At 66.6% G+C, this 25166-nt stretch carries 26 protein-coding genes and 1 tRNA gene; 22 read left to right on the top strand and 5 right to left on the bottom strand.

The genetic code is table 11. The features are described from left to right. The first annotated feature begins 179 nt into the window (after nucleotides 1-179). The 10 genes from ILP92_RS01335 to ILP92_RS01290 all read left to right on the top strand — a co-directional run bounded on the left by ILP92_RS01335 (nucleotide 180) and on the right by ILP92_RS01290 (nucleotide 10314). Nucleotides 180-467 (top strand): hypothetical protein, encoded by a 288-nt coding sequence (locus ILP92_RS01335; RefSeq protein WP_198914562.1) that lies wholly within the window; start codon nucleotides 180-182, stop codon nucleotides 465-467. After that, complete coding sequence (locus ILP92_RS01330) at nucleotides 439-1140, top strand: winged helix-turn-helix domain-containing protein (RefSeq protein WP_198914561.1); 702 nt, start codon at nucleotides 439-441, stop codon at nucleotides 1138-1140. Before ILP92_RS01335 ends, ILP92_RS01330 begins: the two co-directional genes overlap by 29 nt. Nucleotides 1141-1676: 536 nt before the next feature. Continuing rightward, nucleotides 1677-2615 carry a transaldolase gene (gene tal, locus ILP92_RS01325; RefSeq protein WP_198914560.1) on the top strand — a complete coding sequence of 313 codons (939 nt, stop codon included), beginning with the start codon at nucleotides 1677-1679 and terminating at the stop codon, nucleotides 2613-2615. A 174-nt stretch (nucleotides 2616-2789) separates the two neighbouring features. Further along, nucleotides 2790-3824, top strand: a complete 1035-nt coding sequence (locus ILP92_RS01320; protein ID WP_198914559.1) for a LacI family DNA-binding transcriptional regulator — start codon at nucleotides 2790-2792, stop codon at nucleotides 3822-3824. A gap of 92 nt (nucleotides 3825-3916) precedes the next feature. After that, on the top strand, nucleotides 3917-5221 hold the full coding sequence (locus ILP92_RS01315; RefSeq protein WP_198914558.1) for an ABC transporter substrate-binding protein: 1305 nt from the start codon (nucleotides 3917-3919) through the stop codon (nucleotides 5219-5221). A gap of 113 nt (nucleotides 5222-5334) precedes the next feature. After that, nucleotides 5335-6201, top strand: a complete 867-nt coding sequence (locus ILP92_RS01310; RefSeq protein ID WP_198914557.1) for a carbohydrate ABC transporter permease — start codon at nucleotides 5335-5337, stop codon at nucleotides 6199-6201. 13 nt (nucleotides 6202-6214) lie between these two features. Further along, on the top strand, nucleotides 6215-7045 hold the full coding sequence (locus ILP92_RS01305) for a carbohydrate ABC transporter permease (protein ID WP_198914556.1): 831 nt from the start codon (nucleotides 6215-6217) through the stop codon (nucleotides 7043-7045). Between the two features lie 11 nt (nucleotides 7046-7056). Then, nucleotides 7057-8061 (top strand): ABC transporter ATP-binding protein, encoded by a 1005-nt coding sequence (locus tag ILP92_RS01300; RefSeq protein WP_198914555.1) that lies wholly within the window; start codon nucleotides 7057-7059, stop codon nucleotides 8059-8061. Continuing rightward, nucleotides 8058-8825 carry an L-iditol 2-dehydrogenase gene (locus ILP92_RS01295; protein WP_198914554.1) on the top strand — a complete coding sequence of 256 codons (768 nt, stop codon included), beginning with the start codon at nucleotides 8058-8060 and terminating at the stop codon, nucleotides 8823-8825. The genes ILP92_RS01300 and ILP92_RS01295 overlap by 4 nt, the downstream gene beginning before the upstream one ends. Nucleotides 8826-8841: 16 nt before the next feature. Next, a complete protein-coding gene (locus ILP92_RS01290; RefSeq protein WP_198914553.1) occupies nucleotides 8842-10314 on the top strand; it encodes a mannitol dehydrogenase family protein in 1473 nt (490 codons plus the stop codon). Nucleotides 10315-10317: 3 nt separating this feature from the next. Here the strand turns inward: ILP92_RS01290 and ILP92_RS01285 are convergent. Then, nucleotides 10318-10394 (bottom strand) — tRNA-Arg (locus ILP92_RS01285). A 42-nt stretch (nucleotides 10395-10436) separates the two neighbouring features. Beyond that, nucleotides 10437-11132 (bottom strand): orotidine-5'-phosphate decarboxylase, encoded by a 696-nt coding sequence (pyrF, locus tag ILP92_RS01280; RefSeq protein WP_198914552.1) that lies wholly within the window; start codon nucleotides 11130-11132, stop codon nucleotides 10437-10439. A 116-nt stretch (nucleotides 11133-11248) separates the two neighbouring features. Here pyrF and ILP92_RS01275 point away from each other — a divergent pair, with 116 nt between their 5' ends. After that, complete coding sequence (locus ILP92_RS01275; RefSeq protein WP_198914551.1) at nucleotides 11249-11959, top strand: hypothetical protein; 711 nt, start codon at nucleotides 11249-11251, stop codon at nucleotides 11957-11959. 116 nt (nucleotides 11960-12075) lie between these two features. On the opposite strand, the gene ILP92_RS01270 is transcribed toward ILP92_RS01275, so the two are convergent. Together ILP92_RS01270 and ILP92_RS01265 are read right to left on the bottom strand one after the other, a co-directional pair. Continuing rightward, nucleotides 12076-12312 (bottom strand): hypothetical protein, encoded by a 237-nt coding sequence (locus ILP92_RS01270; protein ID WP_198914550.1) that lies wholly within the window; start codon nucleotides 12310-12312, stop codon nucleotides 12076-12078. Then, nucleotides 12309-12509 (bottom strand): hypothetical protein, encoded by a 201-nt coding sequence (locus tag ILP92_RS01265; protein ID WP_198914549.1) that lies wholly within the window; start codon nucleotides 12507-12509, stop codon nucleotides 12309-12311. The genes ILP92_RS01270 and ILP92_RS01265 overlap by 4 nt, the downstream gene beginning before the upstream one ends. Nucleotides 12510-12738: 229 nt before the next feature. Here ILP92_RS01265 and clpB point away from each other — a divergent pair, with 229 nt between their 5' ends. The 6 genes from clpB (at nucleotide 12739) to ILP92_RS01235 (ending at nucleotide 19776) form a co-directional block, all read left to right on the top strand. Beyond that, the gene (clpB, locus tag ILP92_RS01260) at nucleotides 12739-15354 is read left to right on the top strand and encodes an ATP-dependent chaperone ClpB (protein ID WP_198914548.1); all 2616 of its coding nucleotides are present in this window, start codon (nucleotides 12739-12741) and stop codon (nucleotides 15352-15354) included. Nucleotides 15355-15520: 166 nt separating this feature from the next. After that, complete coding sequence (locus ILP92_RS01255; protein ID WP_198914547.1) at nucleotides 15521-16462, top strand: aspartate carbamoyltransferase catalytic subunit; 942 nt, start codon at nucleotides 15521-15523, stop codon at nucleotides 16460-16462. Next, entirely contained in the window at nucleotides 16459-16968 is a 510-nt protein-coding gene (locus ILP92_RS01250) for a hypothetical protein (protein ID WP_198914546.1), read from the top strand. The genes ILP92_RS01255 and ILP92_RS01250 overlap by 4 nt, the downstream gene beginning before the upstream one ends. Before the next feature lie 87 nt (nucleotides 16969-17055). Next, nucleotides 17056-17577 (top strand): hypothetical protein, encoded by a 522-nt coding sequence (locus ILP92_RS01245; RefSeq protein WP_198914545.1) that lies wholly within the window; start codon nucleotides 17056-17058, stop codon nucleotides 17575-17577. A 95-nt stretch (nucleotides 17578-17672) separates the two neighbouring features. Beyond that, a complete protein-coding gene (gene pyrC, locus ILP92_RS01240) occupies nucleotides 17673-18944 on the top strand; it encodes a dihydroorotase (protein ID WP_198914544.1) in 1272 nt (423 codons plus the stop codon). A gap of 64 nt (nucleotides 18945-19008) precedes the next feature. Then, nucleotides 19009-19776 carry a glycoside hydrolase family 25 protein gene (locus ILP92_RS01235; RefSeq protein ID WP_198914543.1) on the top strand — a complete coding sequence of 256 codons (768 nt, stop codon included), beginning with the start codon at nucleotides 19009-19011 and terminating at the stop codon, nucleotides 19774-19776. 11 nt (nucleotides 19777-19787) lie between these two features. Here the strand turns inward: ILP92_RS01235 and ILP92_RS01230 are convergent, their stop codons facing one another. Continuing rightward, the gene (locus tag ILP92_RS01230; protein WP_198914542.1) at nucleotides 19788-20525 is read right to left on the bottom strand and encodes a M48 family metallopeptidase; all 738 of its coding nucleotides are present in this window, start codon (nucleotides 20523-20525) and stop codon (nucleotides 19788-19790) included. Nucleotides 20526-20684: 159 nt separating this feature from the next. Between ILP92_RS01230 and ILP92_RS01225 the strand changes: the two genes are divergently transcribed. The 5 genes from ILP92_RS01225 (at nucleotide 20685) to ILP92_RS01205 (ending at nucleotide 25097) form a co-directional block, all read left to right on the top strand. After that, entirely contained in the window at nucleotides 20685-21440 is a 756-nt protein-coding gene (locus tag ILP92_RS01225) for a uracil-DNA glycosylase (protein ID WP_198914856.1), read from the top strand. Then, nucleotides 21437-22027, top strand: a complete 591-nt coding sequence (locus ILP92_RS01220) for a metallophosphoesterase family protein (RefSeq protein WP_198914541.1) — start codon at nucleotides 21437-21439, stop codon at nucleotides 22025-22027. The genes ILP92_RS01225 and ILP92_RS01220 overlap by 4 nt, the downstream gene beginning before the upstream one ends. A 111-nt stretch (nucleotides 22028-22138) precedes the next feature. Continuing rightward, entirely contained in the window at nucleotides 22139-23002 is an 864-nt protein-coding gene (gene yghU / locus ILP92_RS01215) for a glutathione-dependent disulfide-bond oxidoreductase (RefSeq protein ID WP_198914540.1), read from the top strand. Then, the gene (gene moaB / locus ILP92_RS01210) at nucleotides 22999-23541 is read left to right on the top strand and encodes a molybdenum cofactor biosynthesis protein B (RefSeq protein ID WP_198914539.1); all 543 of its coding nucleotides are present in this window, start codon (nucleotides 22999-23001) and stop codon (nucleotides 23539-23541) included. Before yghU ends, moaB begins: the two co-directional genes overlap by 4 nt. Before the next feature lie 95 nt (nucleotides 23542-23636). After that, on the top strand, nucleotides 23637-25097 hold the full coding sequence (locus tag ILP92_RS01205) for an efflux RND transporter periplasmic adaptor subunit (protein WP_198914538.1): 1461 nt from the start codon (nucleotides 23637-23639) through the stop codon (nucleotides 25095-25097). Nucleotides 25098-25166 lie beyond the last annotated feature (69 nt).

Below are 25166 nucleotides of genomic sequence, written 5' to 3'. Positions count from 1 at the left end.
GGGACAGGCGGGCTGCCTTGCGATGGATCGGATTTGGGGCCGGGATGCCGGGACAGGCAATATCGACGCGCTGCCATCCGATAACGGGATGAATTCGGCGCGTGGTCATTGTATATCAACGACCGTGTGGTCAGATTGGGGCCACTCGATTTCCCTTCAAAGAAAAGGCGTTGCGCCCCGTGACCGCATTATCCCGCACTCTCGCCCTGTCGCTGCTGGCCCTGACGTTGGGCTCGGCCGCCCAAGCCGCCTGCTTCGCCGATTACAAGGCCAAGCGCACCAATCCGCTGAAGCTGCATTACGGGGTCATCGAACTCAGTGATGCCGAATGCGAAGCGCCCGCCGCCGCCGTCGCGGCGCGCATCGCCGCCGAGGGGTGGGAACTTCTGACCGTCATGGACGTGTTTGACAAGGCGGACGCTGAGAAAAGGAAGTCGGATGCTGGCACGTATTACCTCCGCTACTGACAGTCGGCAGGCGGGGCGTGTCGCGGTCCTGGGGACCGTCGCGATCGTGGTCATCCTGGCCGTCGCGGCGGTCTTCCTGTTTCTCAGCCTGCCCGACGCGAATGCGTTCAACGCGCGGGTCGAGCGGATCTTCGTCGAGAATTCCGATCTGATCTCGGGCGAAAACATCCGCCTTCTCGAGATCCTGGCCCAGTCGGGCACCGCATTTTCCGAGGTGCTGACCAGTTACCGGGTCATCATCTTCGTGCTCTTGATCTTCGCCACGGCGCTGTTGATCGCCGCGTTGATCTTCCTGGTGATGATCGTGGCGCTGAACCGCCGCATGGGCGAGATCGAGCGCGCGGGCATCAAGGTGTCGTCGCTGCTGATCAGCCGCGAAGAGCGGACGGTATACCTGAACAACATGGAATTCGCGCTGACCGAGGCCGCGATCGAAACGCTGAGCGTTCTGGCCGAGGCGCGCATGGACGATGATGTGCTGTCGGGCGCCGAGCTGGAAGCGATGGTATCGGGCCGTCGCGCGGTCGATTGCGACGAGGCGGCGGGTGCGACCCGGATCAAGCGCTTGCGCGATGCGCTGGGCAACCAGATGGTCAGCGAATTGCTGGTCAAGACCATCGCGCGGCGCGGCTACATGCTGTCGATCGACAAGGACGTCATCCGCATGGTGTGAGCGCCGGTCCGGCGCAGCCGGTGATCGCTCCGGTGGAGCGATCAAGGCGCGAGCGGGCGGAGCCCCACCTTGCGCCGGTCCGGCGCAGCCGGTGATCGCGCCGGTGGAGCGATCAAGGCGCGAGCGGGCGGAGCCCCACCTTGCGCCGGTCCGGCGCAGCCGGTGATCGCTCCGGTGGAGCGATCAAGGCGCGAACGGGCGGAGCCCCACCTTGCGCCGGTCCGGCGCAGCCGGTGATCGCTCCGGTGGAGCGATCAAGGCGCGAGCGGGCGGAGCCCCACCTTGCGCCGGTCCGGCGCAGCCGGTGAGCGCTCCGGTGGAGCGATCGAGGCGCGAACGGGCGGAGCCCCACCGTGCGCCGGTCCGGCGCAGCCGGTGATCGCTCCGGTGGAGCGATCGAGGCGCGAACGGGCGGAGCCCCACCTTGCGCCGGTCCTACGAAGCCAGTGATCGCTCCAAATCCCCGGCGGGGCGTGGGAAATCCGCGTCCGACCTGCTATATCAATGGCAATGCGAACCTTGGGGAGGATCAGACAATGACCAGCGTTTTGGACCAATTGCGTGACATGACGACCGTCGTCGCCGACACGGGCGAGGTCGCTTCGGTGAAGAAATACAAGCCCGTCGACTGCACCACCAACCCGTCACTGGTGCTGGGCGCGCTGAAGGACGATGCGTCGAAGGACCTGATCGCCCGCGAGATCGAAAAGGGCCGCAAGAACGGCCTGTCGCCCGACGAGATCACCGCCACCCTGACGGTCGCCGTCGGCGCGCAGCTGACCGAGCTGGTGCCCGGGCGCGTCTCGACCGAGGTGGATGCCAGGCTGTCCTTCGATACGGACGCGTCCGTCACCCGGGCGCGGGCGATCATCGAGGATTACGCCGCACGGGGGATCGGCAAGGACCGCATCCTGATCAAGCTGGCCTCGACCTGGGAAGGCATCCGCGCCTGCGAAATCCTGCAGGGCGAAGGCATCGACTGCAACCTGACGCTGCTCTTCGCCAAGGCGCAGGCGGTGGCCTGTGCGGATGCCAATGCCTTCCTGATCTCGCCTTTCGTCGGGCGGATCACCGACTGGTACAAGGCGAAGAACGGCGTCGACAACTACGCCCCCGAGGAAGATCCGGGTGTCGCGTCGGTTCGCGAGATCTACGACTACTACAAGTCGAACGGGATCGGCACGGTCGTCATGGGCGCGTCGTTCCGCAATACCGGCCAGATCAAGGCGCTGGCGGGCTGCGATAACCTGACCATTGCGCCCAAGCTGCTGGACGAGCTCGACAGCGAAGAGGCCCCGCTCGAGCGGAAACTGTCGCCCGACAATGCCAGCGGCGCCGCGCGGATCGAGATGGACGAGCCCAAGTTCCGCTGGGAAATGAACTCGGACGCCATGGCGACCGAAAAGCTGGCCGAAGGCATCCGTAACTTCGACGCCGACCACCGCAAGCTGATCCAGCTCGTCGCCGATTACTGAGCGCCACGGACAGGCCGCGCCGGTCGACCGAAAACAGGCGGATGCCACCCGGCATCCGCCTTTTTTGTCACGACAGCTTGCGAAACTTGCCCGCGATCCTCTATTGTGTTTCCGCGCGTAAAGATTTTGGGGGAACAATCGCGAAGATCGACGCGGAAGGGCGGCGCAACGGCTATGAAGCACATCAAACTGCGCAACATGGAAGAGTTCGCGACCGCCAGCGGCATCTCGCGGCCAACGCTTTCCAAGTATTTCAACGATCCCGATTCGGTGCGGCCGTCGACGCGCGCGCGCATCGAGGCGGCGCTGAAGACCTACGACTACCGGCCCAACATGTTCGCGGTGAACCAGAACCGCAAGCTGACCAAGAATGTCGGCATCGTGGTCCCCTACCTCGCCGATCCCTTCTTTGCCGAGATCGCCCGCAACATCGAGGAACGCTGCATCGAGGCCGGGTTTCACCCGTCGCTGTTCAGCGCACATGGCAAGGCCGACCTGGAAAACGACATTCTGAACAACCTGCGTGCCATGAAACCCGCGGGTGTCCTTCTGGCGCCCCTGGGGCGACGCAGTTCTGATCGCAAGACGATCGAAGACTTCTGCCGCGATGTGCCAACCATCCTGTTCGACAGCAATATCGAAGGCGTGGGCGAAGCGTTCATCGGCTCGGACAACGCCAGTTTCGTGAACCAGACGGTGGATTACCTGCATCGTACCGGCGATGCGCCCTGCTTTTTCGAGATGGCCGAACCCGCCAATCCCAACGCGATCCGGCGGCGCGATGCCTATCTGGCGAAGATGGGCGCGCTGGGGCTTGAGCCGCATGTCCTGAGCGTCGCGGGCTCTGGCTGGGCTTTCGAGGAGATCGGGCGCCAGGGCGCCTTGCGGCTTCTGGCTAAGGACGCGCTGCCGACGCGCACGGTTCTGTGCAGCAACGATCGCCTGGCCATCGGCTTTCTTGCGGCGTGTTTCGAAAAAGGCGTGCGCGTCGGTCACGGTCCGGGCTTCGACCTGCGCGTGGCGTCGCACGATGACCATCCCTACGCGCGCTTCACCTGCCCGCCCCTGACCACGGCGGCGCATGATTACGACGCCGTGTCGCGGCTGGCGGTCGAGACGTTGCTGAAGCTGATCCAGTCCGACGGCTCCCTTGGGGGGCGGTTCGAACGGCTGGTCCCGGCGCGATTGATCCTGCGCGCCTCGGCTTGACGCGCGTCAATAGTTTCCGCGCGTAAAACTTCTGTTGACGGAACGTCACGGATCACTCATGATCAAGATACATCCAACAGGGAGGAAATCGGATGCCCCTAAAGAACGCACTTTGTGCGGCAAGCGCGCTTGCGCTGCTGACCGCCACAGGCGCCACCGCCGAGACCATCACTATCGCGACCGTCAACAACGGCGACATGATCCGCATGCAGGGTCTGACCGACGATTTCACGTCCGCGAATCCCGACATCGAGCTGGAATGGGTCACGCTGGAAGAGAACGTGCTGCGCCAGCGCGTCACCCAGGACATCGCCGCCAATGGCGGTCAGTTCGACGTGATGACCATCGGCATGTACGAAACACCGATCTGGGCCGCGCAGGGCTGGCTGGTCCCGCTCGAGGACATGGGCGAGGATTACGACGTCGATGACATCCTGCCCGCCATGCGCGCAGGCCTGAGCTACGAAGACACGCTCTATGCCGCGCCGTTCTACGGCGAATCGTCCATGGTCATGTACCGCACCGACCTGATGGAGCAGGCCGGTCTGGAAATGCCGGACGAGCCCACCTGGGAATTCATCGCCGAGGCCGCCGAGGCGATGACCGACAAGGACAACGAAATCTACGGCATCTGCCTGCGCGGCAAGGCCGGCTGGGGCGAGAACATGGCGTTCCTGACCACCGTGGCCAACAGCTTCGGCGCGCGCTGGTTCAACGAGGACTGGGAGCCGCAGCTCGACAGCCGCGAATGGTCGGAAGCGATCAACTTCTACTACGACCTGATGACCAATTACGGCCCCCCGGGCGCGTCGACCAACGGTTTCAACGAAAACCTGGCGCTGTTCCAGCAGGGCAAGTGCGGCATGTGGATCGACGCCACCGTCGCGGCGTCCTTCGTGACCAACCCCAACGACTCGACGGTCGCCGACAGCGTGGGCTTCGCGCTGGCGCCGGACACGGGCAAGGGCAAGCGCGCCAACTGGCTCTGGGCCTGGGCCCTGGCCGTACCGGCAGGCTCGGACGCCAAGGATGCGGCCAAGAAGTTCGTCGCCTGGGCCACGTCCAAGGACTACCTGGAGCTGGTGGCCGAGAACGAAGGCTGGGCCAACGTCCCGCCGGGCTCGCGCACCTCGCTCTACGAGAACGAGAACTATCAGGACGTGCCGTTCGCCGAGATGACGCTGCAGTCGATCAACGCGGCCGATCCCAACAATCCGACCGTGGATGACGTGCCCTATGTGGGCATCCAGTATGTCGCGATCCCCGAATGGGCCGGTATCGGCACGTCGGCGGGCCAGGAATTCTCGGCCATGCTGGCCGGCCAGCAGTCGCCCGAAGAGGCGTTGCAGAAAGCCCAGACGCTGGTCGCCGACGAAATGGAAGCGGCCGGCTACTGAGCCGGGACTGATACGATCGGGGGGCCTTGGGGTCCCCCGATCCCTTCAAGCGACCCACGACACCACCTTGTCCGCGCGCGGCACGGCCCGTGTGCCCAGGAAAGGAACATCGCATGTCCACCCAGCATTCCCGATCCGCCGCCCGCCTGATGATGGCGCCCGCCGTTATCGTGCTTCTGGCCTGGATGCTTGTTCCGCTGACGATGACCTTGTGGTTTTCTTTCAAGAATTACCTGCCGCTCAGGGGCGGCGACCTGGGATGGACGGGTTTCGACAACTACGCCCGCTTCGTCACCAGCTCGGCCTTCTGGCCATCGGTCTATGCCACGCTGGTCATCGTGGGCGGCGTGCTGGTAATCACGATCTTCTTCGGCGTCCTGCTGGCGCTGCTTCTGGACCAGCCGTTCTGGGGCCAGGGCGTCGTGCGGATCCTGGTGATCGCGCCCTTCTTCGTCATGCCCACCGTGTCGGCGCTGGTCTGGAAGAACATGTTCATGGATCCCGTGAACGGCCTCTTCGCGCATCTATGGAGGTTCTTCGGGGCCGAGCCCGTGTCGTGGCTGTCCGAGGCGCCGCTGTTCTCGATTATCCTGATCGTGTCTTGGCAATGGCTGCCCTTCGCCACGCTGATTCTGCTGACCGCCACCCAGTCCCTGGACAGCGAGCAGCTGGAGGCCGCCGAGATGGACGGCGCGCCGCCGCTCAAGCGGTTCTGGCACATCATCCTGCCCCACCTGAGCCGCGCCATCACGGTCGTGCTGCTGATCCAGACGATCTTCCTGCTGGCCATCTTCGCCGAGATCTTCGTGACCACCCAGGGCAGCTTCGGCACCCGGACGCTGACCTACCTGATCTACCAGCGCGTGCTGGAAAGCCAGAACGTGGGGCTCGGCTCGGCCGGGGGTGTCTATGCCATCATCCTGGCCAATATCGTGGCGATCTTCCTGATGCGGATCGTCGGCAAGAACCTGGACACCTGAGGAGGGACCGAGCATGGCACGCGCCGTATCCACCCGCCGCAAGACCCTGACCACCGTCGCCGCCTGGGCCGTCGGTCTGCTGATCTTCTTCCCGATCCTGTGGACCTTCCTGACCAGCTTCAAGACGGAGGCCACCGCGATCGCCGATCCGCCCGTGTTCCTGTTCTTCGACTGGACGACCGAGAATTATTCGGTGGTGCAGGAACGCTCGGACTACATGCGGTTCCTGTGGAACTCGGTCATCATCGCGGGCGGCTCGACCCTGCTGGGGATCATCATCGCGGTGCCCGCCGCCTGGGCCATGGCCTTCGTGCCGTCGCGCTGGACCAAGGACATCCTGCTGTGGATGCTGTCCACCAAGATGCTGCCCGCCGTGGGCGTGCTCTATCCGATGTACCTGATCTTCATCCAGCTGGGCCTGCTGGACACCCGCATCGGCCTGACCATCGTGCTGATGCTGGTGAACCTGCCGATCATCGTCTGGATGCTCTACACCTATTTCAAGGAAATCCCGGGTGAGATCCTGGAAGCCGCGCGCATGGATGGCGCCGGGCTGAAGGAAGAGCTTCTCTACGTGCTGACGCCCATGGCCATCCCGGGCATCGCGTCCACGGTGCTGCTGAACGTGATCCTGGCCTGGAACGAAGCGTTCTGGACGCTGAACCTGACCGCCGCGAGCGCCGCGCCGCTGACCGCCTTCATCGCCAGCTATTCCAGCCCCGAGGGCCTGTTCTACGCCAAGCTCAGCGCGGCCTCGACCATGGCCATCGCGCCGATCCTGATCCTGGGCTGGTTCAGCCAGAAACAACTCGTCCGAGGCCTGACCTTCGGCGCCGTCAAATAAGGAGCGATCTCATGGGACGCATCACATTGGACAAAGTGGTCAAGCGATTCGGCGATGTCGAAGTCATCCCGCCGCTGGACCTGACCATCGAAGACGGCGAATTCACGGTCTTCGTCGGCCCGTCGGGCTGCGGCAAGTCCACGCTGCTGCGCCTGATCGCGGGGCTGGAAGACGTGAGCGCGGGCGAGATCCGCATCGACGGCAAGCCCGCCACCGACCTGCCGCCCGCCAAGCGGGGCCTGGCGATGGTGTTCCAGAGCTACGCGCTTTACCCGCACATGACGGTGCGCAAGAACATCGCGTTTCCGATGAAGATGGCGGGGCTCAGCCAGGAAGAGCAGGACGCGCGCATCAAGAAGGCGGCCGACGCGCTGAACCTGACCGACTACCTGGATCGCCGACCCGGACAGCTGTCGGGCGGCCAGCGCCAGCGCGTCGCCATCGGCCGCGCCATCGTGCGCGAACCCGCCGCGTTCCTGTTCGACGAGCCGCTGTCGAACCTGGACGCCGCCCTGCGCGTGGGGATGCGGCTGGAGATTTCCGAGCTGCACGAGCGGCTGAAGACCACGATGATCTACGTCACCCACGACCAGGTCGAGGCCATGACCATGGCCGACAAGATCGTGGTTCTGCGCGCGGGCATCGTCGAGCAGGTCGGCTCGCCCTTGGAGCTGTACAAGAACCCGCGCAACCTGTTCGTGGCGGGCTTCATCGGCTCGCCCAAGATGAACCTGATCGACGGCGAGCGCGCGAAGGCCCATGACGCGACGCATATCGGCATCCGGCCCGAGCACCTGAAGATCGTCGAAAGCGGCGGCACCTTCACCGGCAAGGTGCTGGTGTCCGAGCACCTGGGGTCCGACACGTTCTTCCACGTGAAGGTCGACGGGCTGGACGAGCCGATGACCGTCCGCGCGGGCGGCGAGGTCAACATGCGCCACGGCGACACGATCCACCTGGAACCCGTATCCGAGCACCTGCACCGCTTCGGGCCCGACGGCCTGCGCATCGCATGAAGCGGCTGGACGGGAAAACCGCGCTCATCACCGGTGCGGCGCGGGGGATCGGCCGCGCCTTCGCCGAAGCCTATCTCCGCGAAGGTGCCCGCGTGGCGATCGGCGATATCGACATCGACCGCGCGCAGGAAACCGCGGACGAGATCGGCGCCTTCGCCGTGCGGATGGACGTGACCGACCAGGCCAGCATCGACGATGCGGTGGCGAAGACGGTCGCGCAACTGGGCCAGATCGACATACTGGTGAACAACGCCGCCATCTTCACCGCCGCCCCCATCGTCGAGATCACGCGCGACGATTACCAGCGCGCCTTTGACATCAACGTGTCGGGGACGCTCTTCACGATGCAGGCCGTGGCGAAGCACATGATCGATCACGGCGTGCGCGGCCGGATCATCAACATGGCGTCCCAGGCCGGACGGCGCGGCGAGCCGCTGGTGGCTGTCTATTGCGCGACCAAGGCGGCCGTGATCTCGCTCACGCAATCGGCGGGGCTGAACCTGATCAAGCACGACATCAACGTGAACGCGATCTCGCCCGGCGTGGTGGATGGCGAGCATTGGGACGGCGTGGACGCGTTCTTCGCCAAGTACGAAGGCAAGAAGCCGGGCCAGAAGAAGCGCGAGGTGGGCGAGGCCGTCCCCTACGGGCGCATGGGCACCGCCGAGGATCTGACCGGCATGGCGATCTTCCTGGCCTCGGACGAGGCGGAATACATCGTCGCGCAGACCTACAATGTCGATGGCGGACAATGGATGAGCTGACAGCGGGGACCGGGCGATGAAGCTGAGCAACGACACCTTGAGCGATCTGCCCGAGGGCATCGAGCGGCCGCGCTACGACCGTGCGACGCTGACGCCCGGAATCGTGCATATCGGGCTGGGCAATTTTCACCGCGCGCACCAGGCGTGGTACCTGCATCGGCTGATGCAGCAGGGCAAGGCCTTGGACTGGGCGATCGTCGGCGCGGGCGTGCGCGCGCCCGACGCGCAGATGCGCGAGCGGCTTCTGGCCCAGGACTGCCTGACGACGCTGATCGAGCTGGACCCCAAGGGGATCAGTGCCGAGGTGACCGGCAGCATGATCGACTTCGTCCCGGTGGAAGAGGGCAACGGCCCGCTCATCGCGCAGATGTCCGATCCCGCCATCCGCATCGTGTCGCTGACGGTCACCGAAGGCGGCTATTACCGCGATCCGTCCGATGGCAGCTTTGCCGCCGACCATGACGACATCCGCCACGATGCCACGAACCCCGATGCCCCGCGCACGGCGTTCGGCGCGATCATCGCGGCGCAGAAGGCCCGGCGGGCGGCAGGCACCGGGCCCTTCACCGTGCAAAGCTGCGACAACCTGCAGGGCAATGGCGATATCGCGCGCGATACCGTGGTGTCCCTGGCGCGGCTGTCGGATGCGGACCTGGCCGACTGGATCGACGCGAAAGTCAGTTTCCCGAACGCGATGGTCGATTGCATCGTGCCCGCCACCGGCCCGTCCGAGATCGCGAAGGTCAAGGAATTGGGCATCGACGACGCGGCGCCCGTCACGCACGAGAATTTCCGCCAATGGGTGATCCAGGACGACTTCTGCGCCGGGCGACCGCCCTGGGAAGAGGTCGGCGCGACGATGACCGATGACGTGCATACCTACGAATCGATGAAGCTGCGGCTGCTGAACGCGGGCCACCAGGTGCTGGCGACGCCGGGCGAAATCCTGGGCGTCGAGACGATCCACGGCTGCATGGAGCACCCCCTGATCGGCCCGTTCTTCCGCAAAGTCCTGAGCGACGAGGTCGCGCCCCACGTGGACGCGGTGCCGGGCATGAGCGCGCAGGACTATATCGACCTGATCTCGACGCGGTTTGCCAATCCCAAGATCCGCGACACGGTGCGGCGGGTGGCCTTCGACGGCGCGTCGCGGCATCCCGGCTTCCTGTTGCCCACCGTGCGCGACGCGGTGCAGGCGAACACCCCGATCGCGGGGCTGGCGCTGGTCGAAGCCCTGTGGGCGCGGATGTGCGGGGGCACGCGCGCGGATGGCAGCCGGATCGAGCCGAACGATCCGAACTGGGATGCGCTGAACAAGGTCGCGCTGGCGGCGAAAGACAACCCGATGGCCTGGCTGGAGCAGTCGCAATATTACGGCAAGCTGGCATCGGACCGGCGCTTCGCGGACGCATTCACGGCGGCGCTGTCGGACCTTTGGGATCGCGGCTGCGAGGCGGTCCTGGCCGATTACCTGTCACGCGACGGCTGAGACTGGTGATCCCGGCAGGATTCGAACCTGCAACCTGCCCCTTAGGAGGGGGCTGCTCTATCCAGTTGAGCCACGGGACCGCTCGGGGGCAGGTGTAAAAGCCCGCGCCGCGCGCGTCCAGCCTATTGGCGCGGCAGCGTGTCCAAGATCGCACGCGCGGCGGCCGCGGGATCTGCGTGCTGCCAGATCGGTCGGCCGACCACGATGTGATCGGCCCCGGCGGAAATCGCGGCGGCCGGGGTCGCGATGCGTTTCTGATCGTCTGCGTCGCTGCCTGCGGGACGCACGCCCGGGGTCACGATCAGGCGGCCTTCGGCATCCGGCAGCGCGCGGATTTGCGCGGCTTCGTGGGGCGAGGCGATGACGCCGTCCGCGCCCGCGTCGAACGCCGCGGCGGCGCGGTCCAGCACCATCTGGTCCATGGCGCCCGCCCGCATCAGCCCGGCATCCAGGTCGGCGCGGTCCAGCGACGTCAGGATCGTGACCGCCAGGATCTTCAGGTCCGATCCCGCAGCGCCCTCCATCGCGGCGCGGACCACGTGCGGGTCGCCATGGACGGTCAGGAAATCCAGGTCGAACTGCGCCAGGCCGCGCACGGCGGCCTCGACCGTTGCGCCGATATCGAACAGCTTCATGTCCAGGAAGATCCGCTTCCCGTGCTCGCCTTTCAGCTCTTGCGCCAGGGCCAGGCCGCCGCCGGTGAGCATGCCCAAGCCGATCTTGTAGAAGCCCACATCCGGTCCGATACGGGCCGCAAGCTCCAGCCCCGCAACGGCGTGGGGCACATCGAGGGCGACGATCAGGCGGGTATCGGTCACGGGGGCGGCGTCCTTTCGTGGATGTCCGCTTCGTGGCGGATTGACGCGGGGATGGCAAGCTGCGGGAACCCATGTGGACGCAACCCGTTGCCACGGTGACATTCAAGGAGAACACCATGGCAAATTCAGCCAAAGGCGCAGGAAATATCCTGGGGCCTCTTTTCATCGTTGCGGCCCTCGTGGTGGCAGCCCTGGCGATCACCTTCACGCTGAGCTCCGAAGAGATCCCCAACGAGGCGACGATCATCGCCGATGACGATGTCGAGGCGCGGCCCACGGGTGCCGGGACGAGGCCGGAAGGCGAGGCCGACGAGACGATGGAAGGCATTACCGATCAACTGGATGACGTGACCCCCGCAGCGCCCGGCGAAGACAGCGTGCCGCCCGCCGAGATGGCGGACGACGGCCCCGACGCGCAGACCGAGGGCGAGACGGACGCCGACGAGACGACCGCTGGAACGGACGGCGAAGGTGTGGTGCGCGACGCGGAAGGTGGCACGGAGACGAACGGGAACGCCGACGCCGAGATGTCGACCGAGCAAGACGGCGCGTCGAACGGCACCGGCACCGACGGAACCCAAAGCCAGGCGGCTACGGCCGAAGGCTCGGACGCGTTCCTGATCGAGCAGAACGGGGGCGACGGTGTCGCAGGGGACGGGGTCGAAAACGCCAGCGACGCGGACCTGCCCGCTGGCCGCGACACCCAGGTCGAGTTGAACCCGGAAGACGGCCAAGAGGTGGTGCGCGATACGGATGACGGCGGCTCGGGCTTCGTGCCGACGCCTTCGGGTCCCGAAGGTCGCGACGGCCAGACGATCGCCGACTGATCGCGATACGATAATCGCCAAGAAAAAAGGTGCCGCGCTGTATGCAGCGTGGCACCTTGAAGTTGGTCTTCGAGGCAGGTGCTCCGGCCGGGACGGGCCGGAGCGATATCGTCAGGCTAGGCCACCCGTGGCAAAACGGCGGGCGTTGTGACGATACGGTCGACCAGCCGTGCCGCATCCTGGATCAGGCGCAGGCGCAACGGGTCATGTCCCCGCACCGGGACGTTGGTGCGGATCGTGGCGGGGCGCACCGGCTGGCCGGGGCGCTTTATCCAAAGGGTGACGTTCGCTTCCACGCGGCCGAAGTCGCGGTCCCGGTGAACGTCACCGATCTTGCTGTCGAGAACGATCATATCAAACCCTTCCTTTTGACGTAGCGGGCGCCTTCGCCGATCAGAGCGTCGACGATTCGGGCGTGGCTCCAAGCCTGAAGCCCCGGCGCTGCGACGCGAATCGCTGCGGATAAGTCAGTGTGAGAAAGCCTGATCTGCCCGCGGAATTTCCGCGCGCGGGCGTCGTAGATCACGTCTGTCACGTGTGGGATGCCCATTTTCGGGACCTCCATACTGCTCGGGTGCGGTTCGATTCCGCATTGTCAACCAAACTTAAGACCTGTGGATAAGTTCCGCGAAATCTGCGGCCAAGCTGTGACATTCTGGCACAGTCGTCTCTTGATCGTGCGGCTGCTGCTTCCCATCTGTGTGAACGAAGGCCTCCGACCCGCGCTGCGCCGCTTTCCGGGCAGCGATCCATGAGGCGCTTATGACAGGAGAAGACACATGAACTTGGAGCAGTTCACCGAACGCGCGCGCGGTTTCATCCAGGCGGCCCAGACCATCGCCATGCGCGAAGGCCACCAGCGCCTTGTCCCCGAACATCTACTGAAGGCACTTCTTGACGACGACCAGGGACTGGCCAGCAACCTGATCAACGCGGCGGGCGGCAATTCGGCCCGCGTCACCGAACAGCTGACCCTGAGCCTGGGCAAGCTGCCCAAGGTGTCGGGTGACGGCGCGCAGATCTACATGGACCAGTCCGTCGCCAAGGTCCTGGACCAGGCGCAGCAGCTGGCCAAGAAGGCGGGCGACAGCTTCACCCCGGTCGAGCGGATCCTGTGCGCGCTGGCCATGGTGAAGTCCAAGGCCAAGGACGCGCTGGATGCCGGTGGCGTGAACGCCCAGGCGCTGAACGCCGCGATCAACGACATCCGCAAGGGCCGCACCGCCGACACCGCGTCGGCCGAGGAAGGATACGACGCGCTGAAGAAGTACAGCATGGACCTGACCGAGCGGGCGCGCGAAGGCCGGATCGACCCGATCATCGGCCGCGACGACGAGATCCGGCGCACCATGCAGGTCCTGAGCCGCCGCACCAAGAACAACCCCGTCCTGATCGGTGAGCCCGGCGTCGGCAAGACCGCCATCGCCGAAGGACTCGCGCTGCGTATCGTCAACGGCGACGTGCCCGAAAGCCTGCGCAACAAGCGTCTTCTGGCGCTCGACATGGGCGCGCTGATCGCCGGTGCGAAATACCGCGGTGACTTCGAAGAGCGGCTGAAGGCCGTGCTGTCGGAAGTCACCGCGGCCGCGGGCGAAATCATCCTGTTCATCGACGAGATGCATACGCTGGTGGGCGCGGGCAAGGCCGACGGCGCCATGGATGCGTCGAACCTGCTGAAACCCGCGCTGGCCCGGGGCGAGCTGCATTGCGTCGGTGCCACCACGTTGGACGAATACCGCAAGCACGTGGAAAAGGACGCGGCCCTGGCCCGGCGGTTCCAGCCCCTGCTGGTGGAAGAGCCGACCGAGGCCGACACCGTGTCGATCCTGCGCGGCATCAAGGAAAAGTACGAACTGCACCACGGCGTGCGGATCAGCGATGCCGCCCTGGTGGCCGCCGCGACCCTGTCGCACCGCTACATCACCGACCGCTTCCTGCCCGACAAGGCCATCGACCTGATGGACGAGGCCGCGTCGCGCCTGCGCATGGAAGTGGACAGCAAGCCCGAGGAGCTGGACGCGCTGGACCGTGACATCCTGCAAAAGCAGATCGAAGCCGAGGCTTTGCGGAAAGAGGACGACCAGGCATCGAAGGACCGGCTGGAGAACCTCGAGCGTGAGCTGGCCGACCTGCAGGAGCGCGCGGACGAGATGACCGCCAAGTGGCAGGCCGAGCGCGACAAGCTGGAAGGCGCGCGCGAGCTGAAGGAAAAGCTGGACCGCGCCCGCGCCGAGCTGGACATCGCCAAGCGCGAGGGCAACCTGGCCCGCGCCGGTGAGCTGTCCTACGGCATCATCCCGCAGCTGGAAAAGGACCTGGGCGAGGCCGAGGACCGCGAGGACACGCTGATGGTCGAAGAGGCCGTGCGCCCCGAGCAGATCGCGCAAGTGGTCGAACGCTGGACCGGCATCCCGACCTCGAAGATGCTGGAAGGCGAGCGCGAGAAGCTGCTGAAGATGGAAGAAGAGCTGGGCAAGCGGATCATCGGCCAGCGCACGGCCGTCACGGCCGTGTCCAACGCGGTGCGCCGGGCGCGCGCGGGGCTGAACGACGAAAACCGCCCCCTGGGCAGCTTCCTGTTCCTCGGCCCCACCGGCGTCGGCAAGACCGAGCTCACCAAGGCCGTCGCGGAATACCTGTTCGACGACGACCAGGCCATGGTGCGCATCGACATGTCCGAGTTCATGGAAAAGCACGCGGTCGCCCGCCTGATCGGCGCGCCTCCGGGCTACGTGGGCTACGACGAAGGCGGTGTGCTGACCGAAGCCGTGCGGCGCCGCCCCTACCAGGTGCTGCTGTTCGACGAGGTCGAAAAGGCGCATCCGGACGTGTTCAACGTGCTGCTGCAGGTTCTGGACGACGGCGTTCTGACCGACGGTCAGGGGCGTCACGTGGACTTCAAGCAGACGCTCATCGTGCTGACCTCGAACCTCGGGTCGCAGGCGCTGTCGCAACTGCCCGACGGCGCGGATCCGGCGCAGGCCCGGCGGGACGTGATGGATGCGGTGCGCGGCCATTTCCGCCCTGAATTCCTGAACCGCCTGGACGAGACGGTGATCTTCGACCGCCTGACGCGCGAGGACATGAACGGAATCGTCGATATCCAGCTCGACCGGCTGGAGCGGAGGCTGGCGCAGCGCAAGATCAAGCTCGATCTGAACGACGCGGCGCGCAAGTGGCTGGCCGACGAAGGCTACGACCCGGTCTTCGGTGCGCGGCCGCTGAAGCGGGTGATCCAGCGCAGCCTGCAGGACCAGCTGGCCGAGATGATCCTGGCGGGCGACGTGACCGACGGCGCCACGATCCATGTGAGCGCGGGCGCCGACGGGCTGATCGTGGGCGACCGCATCAGCAGCTCGAACCGCGCCAAGCCCGACGACGCTGTGGTGCACTGACGCCCCGGAACGGCCCCGAGGCGATCGCTTCGGGGCCCTTCGCCCAAGCCCCCATCTTTGTTCTCATAAATATCCCGGCGCGCGTTCAGCCGCGCGCGCGTCGGCTGCCTTGTTCGGCCCGTCCCGGCCACCTATACCCTTCGGCGACAGGACAAGGACGCGGCCCATGACCTTCCGCCACCGGCATCTTCTGGGGATCGAGCAGCTGTCCCCGCCCGAGATCACGACGATCCTCGACCTGGCCCAGCATTATGCCGAACTGAACCGCTCGGCCGACAAGCACGCCCAGGCCCTGCAGGGGCTCACCCAGATCAACATGTTCTTCGAGAACTCGACCCGAACGCTGGCGTCCTTCGAGGTCGCGGGATTGCGGCTGGGCGCTGACGTGATGAACATGCCGATGCAGGCCTCGTCCATCAAGAAGGGCGAGACGCTGATCGACACCGCGCTGACGCTGAACGCCATGCATCCCGACCTGCTGGTCGTCCGCCATCCCCATTCGGGCGCGGTCAACCTGCTGGCCGAAAAGGTGGCCTGCTCGGTGCTGAACGCGGGCGACGGCCGGCACGAGCATCCCACCCAGGCGCTGCTGGACGCGCTGACGATCCGCCGCAAGAAGGGCCGCCTGCACCGGCTGACCGTGGCGATCTGCGGCGACATCGCCCATTCCCGCGTGGCGCGGTCCAATATCTGGCTGTTGGGCAAGATGGAAAGCCGCATCCGCCTGGTGGGCCCGCCGACCCTGATCCCGGCGGGGGCTGCCGATTGGGGGGTCGAGGTCTATCACGACATGGAAAAGGGCCTGAAAGGCGCCGACGTGGTGATGATGTTGCGGCTGCAAAAGGAGCGCATGGATGGCGGCTTCATCCCGTCCGAGCGGGAATATTACCACCGCTACGGGCTGGATGCCGAAAAGCTGGCGCTGGCGCAGCCCGACGCCATCGTCATGCATCCCGGCCCCATGAACCGCGGGGTCGAGATCGACGGCACCATCGCCGACGACATCAACCGCTCGGTGATCCAGGAGCAGGTCGAGATGGGCGTGGCGGTGCGTATGGCGGCGATGGACCTGCTGGCCCAGAACCTGCGGGCGGCGCGCGCGGCATGAGCGGTTGGGACGCCCATCTGGATCCCGACGAGACGATCCTGTGGGAAGGTCGCCCGACGCAGCGATTGTTCGACCTGCGGGTACAAGACCTCTATCTGGTGCCATTCTCAGTCCTGTGGCTCGGATTTGTGCTAATGGCATTCGCATCCGGTGGTTTTCAGCCGCTTTTACTGATCTTCGTTCTGGTCGGCCTGTATTTCGCCGTCGGGCGATTCCTTGTGGACGCCCTGCGCAGGCGCTCCACGACTTATGCCCTATCGGATCGTCGCGCCTTCATCGCCGTGTCGTGGCCCCGCCGGTCGCTGCGCGAGCGTCCCATTTTCGCGCAGACCGAGCTGCATTTCGAGCCCGGCGATCCGGGCAGCTTGACGCTCGGGCCGAAGGGGTCCTTCAGAAATGGGCTAGGGGTATGGTCCGGTGACGACGGCAGCTTCACCTTTCGAAAGGCTGAGGGGATCGAAGAGGTCTACAGGCAGGTGCGGGCGATACAGCGCGGCGTCGCCTGACCCGCCGATCGAACTCCGTGTGCCGCGCTTTGGAACACCTCGCGACAGCGGGTCGTTATCTTCCAAGCATCGAAAGGAAAATCTCCCATGCCGATCGACCCCGCCAGCTACATCCAGGTCTTCCGCGTCGATCTGCCGCCCGACAAGGCCGCCGAAATGGCGAACGATCCCGCCGCACTGGAAGCGGCGCTGGGCGTCGTGCCGGACCTGGACAAGCTGCACCTGATCGATCCCAAGGCGCTGGCCGATATCGGGCTGTCGGGCTACCTGGCCGAAGGCGAAGGCGCCAAGGCCGAAGCCGTCGCGGTGGACAAGACCCGTCTGGACATGGTGCGCACGCCCGTCCTGCTGCTGCTGCCCGGCGCCACCCGGCCGGACGATGCGCTGGTGGTGCGCGACCCGTTGGTGCACCTGGGCGACTATCCCCTGGAAGAGGCGCGTCCGGCAGACGGTGACCTTCTGACACCCAGCGCCGAGGGCCTGATCGCGGGCACGCCCCCGCGCCCGGTGAAGACCGTCAACGACAAGCGCGTCAGCGGCATGGTCGCCATGGTGGCGCTGGCCGTGGCGTTTCTGGTCGCGTTCGTGATGTATCTGGTGGCCAGCTGAGCGGACCGGTCGCGCCCGATCGCGGGCCCCTTGCGGACGATTGACCGGGCAGGGACCAGTGCCTACACCGGCGCGACCTGATCCCGGATGCGCCCATGACCCTGATCCATTTCGCGAATGCCCGCCTGATCGATCCCGAAACGCTGTCCGACAGCGCGGGGTCGCTGACGGTCCGCGACGGGATCATCATCGCGCGCGACGGCGCGGCCCCCGCCTCGGCCGAATTGGTCGATTGCGGGGCCAAGTGCCTTGCCCCCGGCATCGTGGATCTGGGGGTGAAGGTGTCCGAGCCGGGCGAGCGGCACAAGGAATCGTTCCGCTCGGCGGGACGGGCCGCGGCGCGGGGCGGTGTCACCACGATGATCACCCGTCCCGACACCGATCCCGCCATCGACACGCCCGAGGTGCTGGAATTCGTCGCCCGGCGTGCCGCGTCCGACAGTATCGTGCACGTGCACCCCATGGCGGCCCTGACCAAGGGCCGCGCGGGCCGCGAGATGGTCGAGATCGGGTTCCTGCGGGACGCGGGCGCGGTGGCCTTCACCGATTGCGACCGCGTGGTGGCGGACAACAAGGTTTTTTCCCGCGCGCTCAGCTATGCCGCAGGGCTCGGCGCGCTGGTCATCGCGCATCCGCAGGATCCCGGCCTGTCGGCGGGTGCTGCTGCGACCAGCGGTAAGTTCAGCGCGCTGAAGGGCCTGCCCGGCGTGTCGCCCATGGCCGAGCGCATGGCGCTGGACCGCGACATGGCGCTGATCGAGATGACCGGCGCGCGCTACCACGCCGACCAGATCACCAGCGCCCGCGCGCTGCCCGCGCTGGAACGGGCCAAGCGCAACGGGCTGGACGTGACGGCGGGCGTGGGCATCCACCACCTGACCCTGAACGAGCTCGACGTGGGCGATTTCCGCACCTTCTTCAAGCTGAAGCCCCCGCTGCGCTGCGAAGACGACCGGCTGGCGGTGGTCGAAGCGGTGGCGTCGGGGCTCATCGACGTGGTGTGCTCGATGCACACGCCGCAGGACGAGGAAAGCAAGCGCCTGCCCTTCGAGGAAGCGGCCAGCGGCGCCGTGGGGCTGGAGACGCTGCTGCCCGCCGCCCTCAGGCTGGTGCATGGCGGGCACATGGATCTGCCCACGCTGTGGCGCGCGCTGTCGCTGAACCCGGCGCGGCGGCTGGGATTGGATGCGGGGCGGCTGACCGAAGGCGCACCGGCGGACCTGGTGCTGTTCGATCCCGACGCGCCCTTCGTGCTGGACCGCTTTGCCTTGGCGTCGAAGTCGAAGAACACGCCCTTCGACGGCGCCCGGATGGAAGGCCGTGTTCTGGGCACATGGGTTGCGGGAAATCGCGTCCACGGTGATTGACCGGCTTCCCAGGGCTGAAAAACCGACCTAGTCTCCGCGCAGATCGCCTTCAGGAGTTGTGCGCATGCGGATCTGGCTGGCCGTGGTCCTTTCCCTGATCCTTGTCGCGTCCTGCGGACGCTCGTCCGCGCCGCCCGCGCAGGGGCCGGGCACCATCTATCCCAGTTTCAAGGATTTCGATCCGACCGAGTGGTCGGGGCGCAGGCCGGAAAGCTACGCGATCCACGGCATCGACATCTCGCGCTGGCAGGACGGTATCGACTGGCCGCGCGCCCGCGACGCCGGGATCAGCTTCGCCTTCATCAAGGCGACCGAGGGCGGCGACCGGGTGGATCCGGGCTTTGCCGGTCATTGGGACGGCGCGGCCCGCGCCGGTGTGCGCCGCGGGGCGTATCATTTCTTCTATTTCTGCCGCCCGGCCGAAGAGCAGGCGCGCTGGTTCATCCAGAACGTCCCGCGCGAAGCGGACGCGCTGCCGCCGGTGCTGGACATGGAATGGAACCACCTGTCGCCCACCTGCAAAACGCGCCCCCCGGCGGCGCAGGTCCAGTCCGAAGCCCGCAAGTTCATCGCGATCCTGGCGCGCCATTACGGCAAGCGGCCGATCATCTACACCACGCCTGACTTCTACGAGCAGACCGGGATCGGCGCGGTGGACGCGACGTTCTGGCTACGCTCGGTCGCCGATCACCCGACCGTGGTCTATCCGCGGCAGGACTGGGCGTTCTGGCAATATACCGGGACGGGCGAGGTGCCGGGGATTTCGGGCAAGGTCGACATCAACGCGTTTCGCGGCGGCCCGGACGACTGGGCACGGTTCGTGCGGGGCTGAGATCCCCCGGCTCAGAGCGTTTGCAGGATGTCCTCGATCTGGCGGATGCGGCTGTCGGGGGCGGGATGGGTGGCCAGGAATTCGGGTCCGCGTGCGCCCTGGGCGGCCTGCATCCGCTGCCACAGGCTGACCGCCTCGCGCGGGTCGTAATTCGCGGCGGCCATGGTCTGCAGTCCCAGCGCATCGGCTTCCAGTTCCTGGTCGCGCGAATAGGGCAGCAGCAGGCCGACCTCGACCCCGAGACCCAGCGCGGCCGCGATTTCGTTTGCATATTGCACGTCGCCCACGTTCAGGATCCAAGCCAGAAGCCGGATTCCCGCGTTCTTGGCCACCTGCGCCGACATGCGCTTCTGGGCGTGTTCGGCGCCCAGGTGGCCGATCTCGTGGCCGACGATGGCGGCCAGCTGGTCTTCGTTGGCGAAGACGTCGAACATGCCTTCGTACACGCCGATCTTGCCGCCGGGCAGGGCGAAGGCGTTGATCTGGTCGGAGGCGAAGACGAGGATTTCCCAATTATCGAGTGACGCGCCCTGGGCGCTCAACAACCGGCGCGACACCTGGTCCAGTGCGCCCTGGTAGTCACGGTTCCGGCTGGGCGCGGTCTGCGCGCGCAGCTCTTCCCAGGCCTGCAGTCCCATGGCCTCGACCTGTTCGTCGGACACCAGGTCCGGCGGTCCATCGCAGCCCGTCACCGTGCCCGCCGCGGCAAGGGTCAGAAAGGATCGTCGGCTGAGGCAGGTGTGGCACATAAGGGGATCCCTGGTGGTTGGTCTGGGGCGAAACGCCGCGCGCAACGCGGACGTTCCGCTGCGCGTCGAGGTCATGCCGGGATATTTGAAAGAACAAAGATGCAGGGCGCGGCGCGCCGGGGGCTGGTGCCGGGCGCGGGCGGCGTCGTAGAAGGACGCATGGAGACATGGGAATCCTTCGAGGCCGCACGCGCGGCACTGGCCTGGCAGGTGGAACTGGGCGCGGACGAGGCCATTTGCGACGCCCCGGTCGATCGCTACGCGGCCTCGGCGGCACCCAAGCCCAAGGCCGAGCCGCGATCCGCCCCACAGCCCAAGGCCGCGCACGACCCGGTGGCCGATGCCAGGGCCGCCGCGGCGGCGGCGCAGGATCTGACGGGCTTGCGCGCGGCGATGGCGGCCTTCGAAGGCTGCGACCTGAAGCGCGGGGCGCGGAACCTGGTCTTTTCCGACGGCGATCCGGCGGCACGGGTGATGATCGTGGGCGAAGCGCCCGGCCGGGACGAGGACCTGGAAGGGCGGCCCTTCGTGGGCCGCGCCGGGCAGCTTCTGGACCGGATGCTGGGCGCGATCGGGCTGGATCGCACGGCGCCCGCGTCCGTCTATATTACCAACGTCCTGCCGTGGCGGCCACCGTCCAATCGCGAGCCGAAGCCCGACGAGATCGCGTTGATGCTGCCGTTCGTCGAGCGGCATATCGCCCTTGCCGATCCCGAGATCCTGGTGCTCATGGGCAATATCTCGTGCCAGGCGCTTCTGGGGCGGCGGGGGATCACGAAGATGCGGGGGCAATGGGCCAAGCTCGGCGCGCGGCCGGTGCTGCCGATGCTGCATCCGGCCTACCTTCTGCGCACGCCCACGGCGAAGCGCGACGCTTGGTCCGATCTGCTGGCGCTCAAGGCGCGACTGGGGTGAGGATCGTCGCGGTCTCGGACCTGCACCTCGATGCGGAGGCCGCGGACGCGGTGGTGGCGGCGTCCGAAGGCGCCGATTTGGTGCTCGGGGCGGGGGATTTCGCGCAGGGACACCGGGAGCTCGAGACCTACATGCAGCGTCTTGCGCCGATCGCCGACAAGATGATCGTCGTGCCCGGCAATAACGAAACGCTCGAGACGTTGAGCCTGGCGACCGAGGCGACCGTTCTGCATGGCACCTGGGTCTACTGGCAAGGTCTGATCGTCGCGGGCCTGGGCGGTGGCGTCCCGCCGATCCCGAAGCAGCCCTGGGGGTCATGGGATCTGAGCGAAGACGCGGCGGGCGCCCTGCTGGACATGATCCCGGCCGCGGACGTGTTGATCAGTCATTCGCCGCCCTACGGAATGGGCGACGATCACGGGGCCGAGGGTCGCATCGGCTCGCGCGCCGTGAAGGCTGCGATCCTGCACCTGAAGCCGCGCCTGTGCGTCTTCGGCCACGTGCACGATTGCTGGGGCGAAAGCGGCCGACTTGGACCGACGCGTTGGTGCAACCTGGGCCCGGCACCCGTGTGGTTCGACCTGTAACGTCGCGGGCGGCCTGCTAGCGACCGGCGCGATTGACGGAAAGGTGACCCATGGTGGCGGGCGCGGACGGATGGCTTACATCCCGGGTGCACGCAGAAGTTGGAGAACGCGATGAGCGATACCTACGAGCCCCCGGAAGTCTGGGAATGGGACCAGGAAAGCGGCGGCAAATTCGCCAGCATCAATCGCCCCATCGCCGGGCCCACCCATGACCGCAACCTGCCCGTGGGCAACCACCCGTTCCAGCTTTATTCCCTGGCGACGCCCAACGGCGTCAAGGCGACGGTGATGCTGGAAGAGCTTCTGGCGGAAGGCCACGCGGGCGCGGAATACGACGCCTGGCTCATCGATATCAGCGAGGGTGACCAGTTCGGTTCGGGCTTCGTCGAGGTCAATCCGAACTCGAAGATCCCGGCGCTGCTGGACCGCTCGGGCGAAAGCCCGATCCGGGTGTTCGAATCGGGCGCGATCCTGTTGCACCTGGCAGAGAAGTTCCAGGCGTTCCTGGGCACCGACCGCCCCGAAATGCTGTCGTGGCTCATGTGGCAGATGGGCAGCGCGCCGTATCTGGGCGGCGGCTTTGGCCATTTCTACGCCTATGCCCCGGAGAAATACGAATATCCAATCAATCGCTTCGCGATGGAGACGAAGCGCCAGCTGGATGTGCTGGACCGCAACCTTGCTGAGCGTGAATTCCTGGCGGGCGACACCTACACGATCGCCGATATCGCGAACTGGGCCTGGTACGGGCAACTGGCGCTGGGCCGTTTGTACGATGCGGGCACGTTCCTGCAGGTGGACAGCTACGCGAACGTGCAGCGCTGGGCCAAGCAGATCGACGCGCGCCCGGCGGTGCAGAGGGGGCGCATGGTCAACCGGACCTTCGGTGCGCCCGAGATGCAGCTGCACGAGCGGCATGACGCGTCGGATTTCGACACCCGGACGCAGGACAAGATCGGTGACGCCGCCGAATGAGCCGGATCGACGACAGCCGCGACTTCATCCCCGTCCGCATCGCCGTGCTGACGGTCAGCGACACGCGCGACGCGGCTGACGACCGCTCGGGCGACACGCTGGTGGCGCGGCTGGAATCGGCGGGCCATACGCTGGCCGCGCGCGACATCGTGCGCGACGACCGCACGACGATCGCGGGCAAGCTGCGCGAATGGTGCGCCGATCCGGACGTGGACGTGGTGATCTCGACCGGGGGGACCGGCCTGACGGGCCGCGATGTCACGGTCGAGGCGCATCGCGATGTCTATGAGAAGGAGATCGACGCCTTCGGTGTCGTCTTCACCCATGTCTCCATGGCCAAGATCGGCACCAGCGCGGTGCAAAGCCGGGCCACGGGCGGCGTGGCACAAGGAACGTATCTGTTCGCGCTGCCCGGCAGCCCCGGCGCCTGCAAGGACGCGTGGGACGAGATCCTGAAACTGCAGCTCGATTACCGTCACCGCCCCTGCAATTTCGTCGAAATTTTTCCGCGCCTGGAAGAGCATCGCCGCCGGAAGTGACCGCGCAACGTGCGCCACGGTCACAGCTTCGTGCCTGTGCTTTGGGGCCGGGCCGTTTCAGGCTATATTCCGGTGTGACGTAAAGGGATGATCCCATGAGATTTTTCACCCGCGCGCTGTCGGGTCTGTTCCTGCTTGCCCTGACCGTCGGTTTTCTGGCCACCGCGGGTGGCATCCTGCGCGGTGCGATGACCGAGCGGGCCGCGCGCGAAGCACCCGTCCGGGAGGCTCGCGAGCAGGTGTTCGCAGCGCCCGTGGTGACGTTGGAGCCGTCGACAATCGTGCCGGTGCTGGACGCTTTCGGTGAAATCGCCAGTCGGCGCACGCTTGAAGTGCGCGCGGTCACGGGCGGGCGCGTCGTGGGCCTTGGGGACGGGGTCGAGGATGGCGGCCGGGTTACCGAAGGGCAACTTCTGTTCCAGATCGACCCGCGCGAGGCCGAGCGCGCCCGCGCGGTGCGCGCCGCCGATCTGCAGGATGCCGAGGCGGCGCTGGACGACGCCGAGCGCGCGGCCGAACTGGCGATCGAGGACGTGACCAATGCGCGCGACCAGTTGGAGTTGCGCGAGCGCGCCGCCGAGCGTCAGCGCGATCTCGCGGATCGGGGGATCGGCAGCACCGCCGCGGTCGAGACCGGCGAGCTTGCGGCTGCCGCCGCCGACCAGGCGCTGTTGTCGCGGCGCCAGGCCCTGGCCGGATCGCAGGCAGAGGTGGCGCAGGCACGCACCGCGCTGGAGCGGGCCAGGATCGCCATGTCCGAGGCCGAGCGCGTGCTGGCCGATACGCGCGTGACGGCCGCGTTTTCGGGCGTCCTGTCCGATGTCACGGTCGTGGAAGGCGGTGTCGTCACCTCGAACGAAAAGCTGGCCTTGCTGCTGGATCCCGATGCGCTGGAAGTCGCGTTCCGGGTGTCGGCCGGGGAATATACGCGATTGCTCGACGCGGCGGGCAGGCTCACCACGCGGGATGTGACGGTGCAGCTCGAGGCCGGGGGCTATACGCTGGCGTCGCCCGCCACGATCAGCCGCGAAAGCGCGCAGGTCGGCGAGGGCCGGACCGGCCGTCAGCTTTTCGCCCGTCTTGCCCAGCCCGAAGGTTTCCGGGCGGGCGATTTCGTGCTGGTCGCGGTGCAGGAGCCCGCGCTCGACGCCGCGGCGCGGCTTCCAGTCGAGGCCGTGACGACGGACGGACGCGTGCTGGTGCTCGGCGACGAGGATCGCCTTGAGGAAGGGCAGCTCGAAATCCTGCGCCGACAGGGCGACAGTGTCATCGTGCGCGTGGGCGACCTGGCGGGGCGCGAGGTCGTGACCGAGCGCAGCCCGTCGCTGGGTGTCGGGATCAAGGTCCGGCCCCTGCGCGAGGCGCAGTCGGACGCGCCCGACGAGGCCGCGGAGTTCCTGGAGCTCAGCGACGCGCGGCGGGCCCGCCTGGTGGCCTTCGTCGAGGGCAACGAGCGGATGCCGGAAGCGGCCAAGCAGCGCGTGCTGGCGCAACTGAAGGCCCAGAAGGTGCCAGCCGGGGTCGTCGCCCGGATCGAAGGGCGGATGGGCGGATGACGGGCGCACGGATTTTTCGAAAAATCCGGGCCGGAAAATTCGAATTTTCCGCCCCCGGCTGCACGCGGC

This window comes from Palleronia pontilimi (genome assembly GCF_016412875.1).
In the GTDB taxonomy this organism is placed as follows: Bacteria; Pseudomonadota; Alphaproteobacteria; order Rhodobacterales; family Rhodobacteraceae; genus Palleronia; species Palleronia pontilimi.
The sequence above is the reverse complement of the archived record's forward strand: the minus strand, read 5'-3'. Positions and strand labels throughout refer to the sequence as shown.

What these genes read in the sequence shown, in the direction of transcription:
- ILP92_RS01330 (WP_198914561.1), top strand. Translation starts at nt 439, where the DNA reads ATGCTGGCACGTATTACCTCCGCTACTGACAGTCGGCAGGCGGGGCGT.
- tal (WP_198914560.1), top strand. Translation starts at nt 1,677, where the DNA reads ATGACCAGCGTTTTGGACCAATTGCGTGACATGACGACCGTCGTCGCC.
- ILP92_RS01320 (WP_198914559.1), top strand. Translation starts at nt 2,790, where the DNA reads ATGAAGCACATCAAACTGCGCAACATGGAAGAGTTCGCGACCGCCAGC.
- ILP92_RS01315 (WP_198914558.1), top strand. Translation starts at nt 3,917, where the DNA reads ATGCCCCTAAAGAACGCACTTTGTGCGGCAAGCGCGCTTGCGCTGCTG.
- ILP92_RS01310 (WP_198914557.1), top strand. Translation starts at nt 5,335, where the DNA reads ATGTCCACCCAGCATTCCCGATCCGCCGCCCGCCTGATGATGGCGCCC.
- ILP92_RS01305 (WP_198914556.1), top strand. Translation starts at nt 6,215, where the DNA reads ATGGCACGCGCCGTATCCACCCGCCGCAAGACCCTGACCACCGTCGCC.
- ILP92_RS01300 (WP_198914555.1), top strand. Translation starts at nt 7,057, where the DNA reads ATGGGACGCATCACATTGGACAAAGTGGTCAAGCGATTCGGCGATGTC.
- ILP92_RS01295 (WP_198914554.1), top strand. Translation starts at nt 8,058, where the DNA reads ATGAAGCGGCTGGACGGGAAAACCGCGCTCATCACCGGTGCGGCGCGG.
- ILP92_RS01290 (WP_198914553.1), top strand. Translation starts at nt 8,842, where the DNA reads ATGAAGCTGAGCAACGACACCTTGAGCGATCTGCCCGAGGGCATCGAG.
- ILP92_RS01275 (WP_198914551.1), top strand. Translation starts at nt 11,249, where the DNA reads ATGGCAAATTCAGCCAAAGGCGCAGGAAATATCCTGGGGCCTCTTTTC.
- ILP92_RS01270 (WP_198914550.1), bottom strand. Translation starts at nt 12,312, where the DNA reads ATGATCGTTCTCGACAGCAAGATCGGTGACGTTCACCGGGACCGCGAC.
- ILP92_RS01265 (WP_198914549.1), bottom strand. Translation starts at nt 12,509, where the DNA reads ATGGGCATCCCACACGTGACAGACGTGATCTACGACGCCCGCGCGCGG.
- clpB (WP_198914548.1), top strand. Translation starts at nt 12,739, where the DNA reads ATGAACTTGGAGCAGTTCACCGAACGCGCGCGCGGTTTCATCCAGGCG.
- ILP92_RS01255 (WP_198914547.1), top strand. Translation starts at nt 15,521, where the DNA reads ATGACCTTCCGCCACCGGCATCTTCTGGGGATCGAGCAGCTGTCCCCG.
- ILP92_RS01250 (WP_198914546.1), top strand. Translation starts at nt 16,459, where the DNA reads ATGAGCGGTTGGGACGCCCATCTGGATCCCGACGAGACGATCCTGTGG.
- ILP92_RS01245 (WP_198914545.1), top strand. Translation starts at nt 17,056, where the DNA reads ATGCCGATCGACCCCGCCAGCTACATCCAGGTCTTCCGCGTCGATCTG.
- pyrC (WP_198914544.1), top strand. Translation starts at nt 17,673, where the DNA reads ATGACCCTGATCCATTTCGCGAATGCCCGCCTGATCGATCCCGAAACG.
- ILP92_RS01235 (WP_198914543.1), top strand. Translation starts at nt 19,009, where the DNA reads ATGCGGATCTGGCTGGCCGTGGTCCTTTCCCTGATCCTTGTCGCGTCC.
- ILP92_RS01230 (WP_198914542.1), bottom strand. Translation starts at nt 20,525, where the DNA reads ATGTGCCACACCTGCCTCAGCCGACGATCCTTTCTGACCCTTGCCGCG.
- ILP92_RS01225 (WP_198914856.1), top strand. Translation starts at nt 20,685, where the DNA reads ATGGAGACATGGGAATCCTTCGAGGCCGCACGCGCGGCACTGGCCTGG.
- yghU (WP_198914540.1), top strand. Translation starts at nt 22,139, where the DNA reads ATGAGCGATACCTACGAGCCCCCGGAAGTCTGGGAATGGGACCAGGAA.
- moaB (WP_198914539.1), top strand. Translation starts at nt 22,999, where the DNA reads ATGAGCCGGATCGACGACAGCCGCGACTTCATCCCCGTCCGCATCGCC.
- ILP92_RS01205 (WP_198914538.1), top strand. Translation starts at nt 23,637, where the DNA reads ATGAGATTTTTCACCCGCGCGCTGTCGGGTCTGTTCCTGCTTGCCCTG.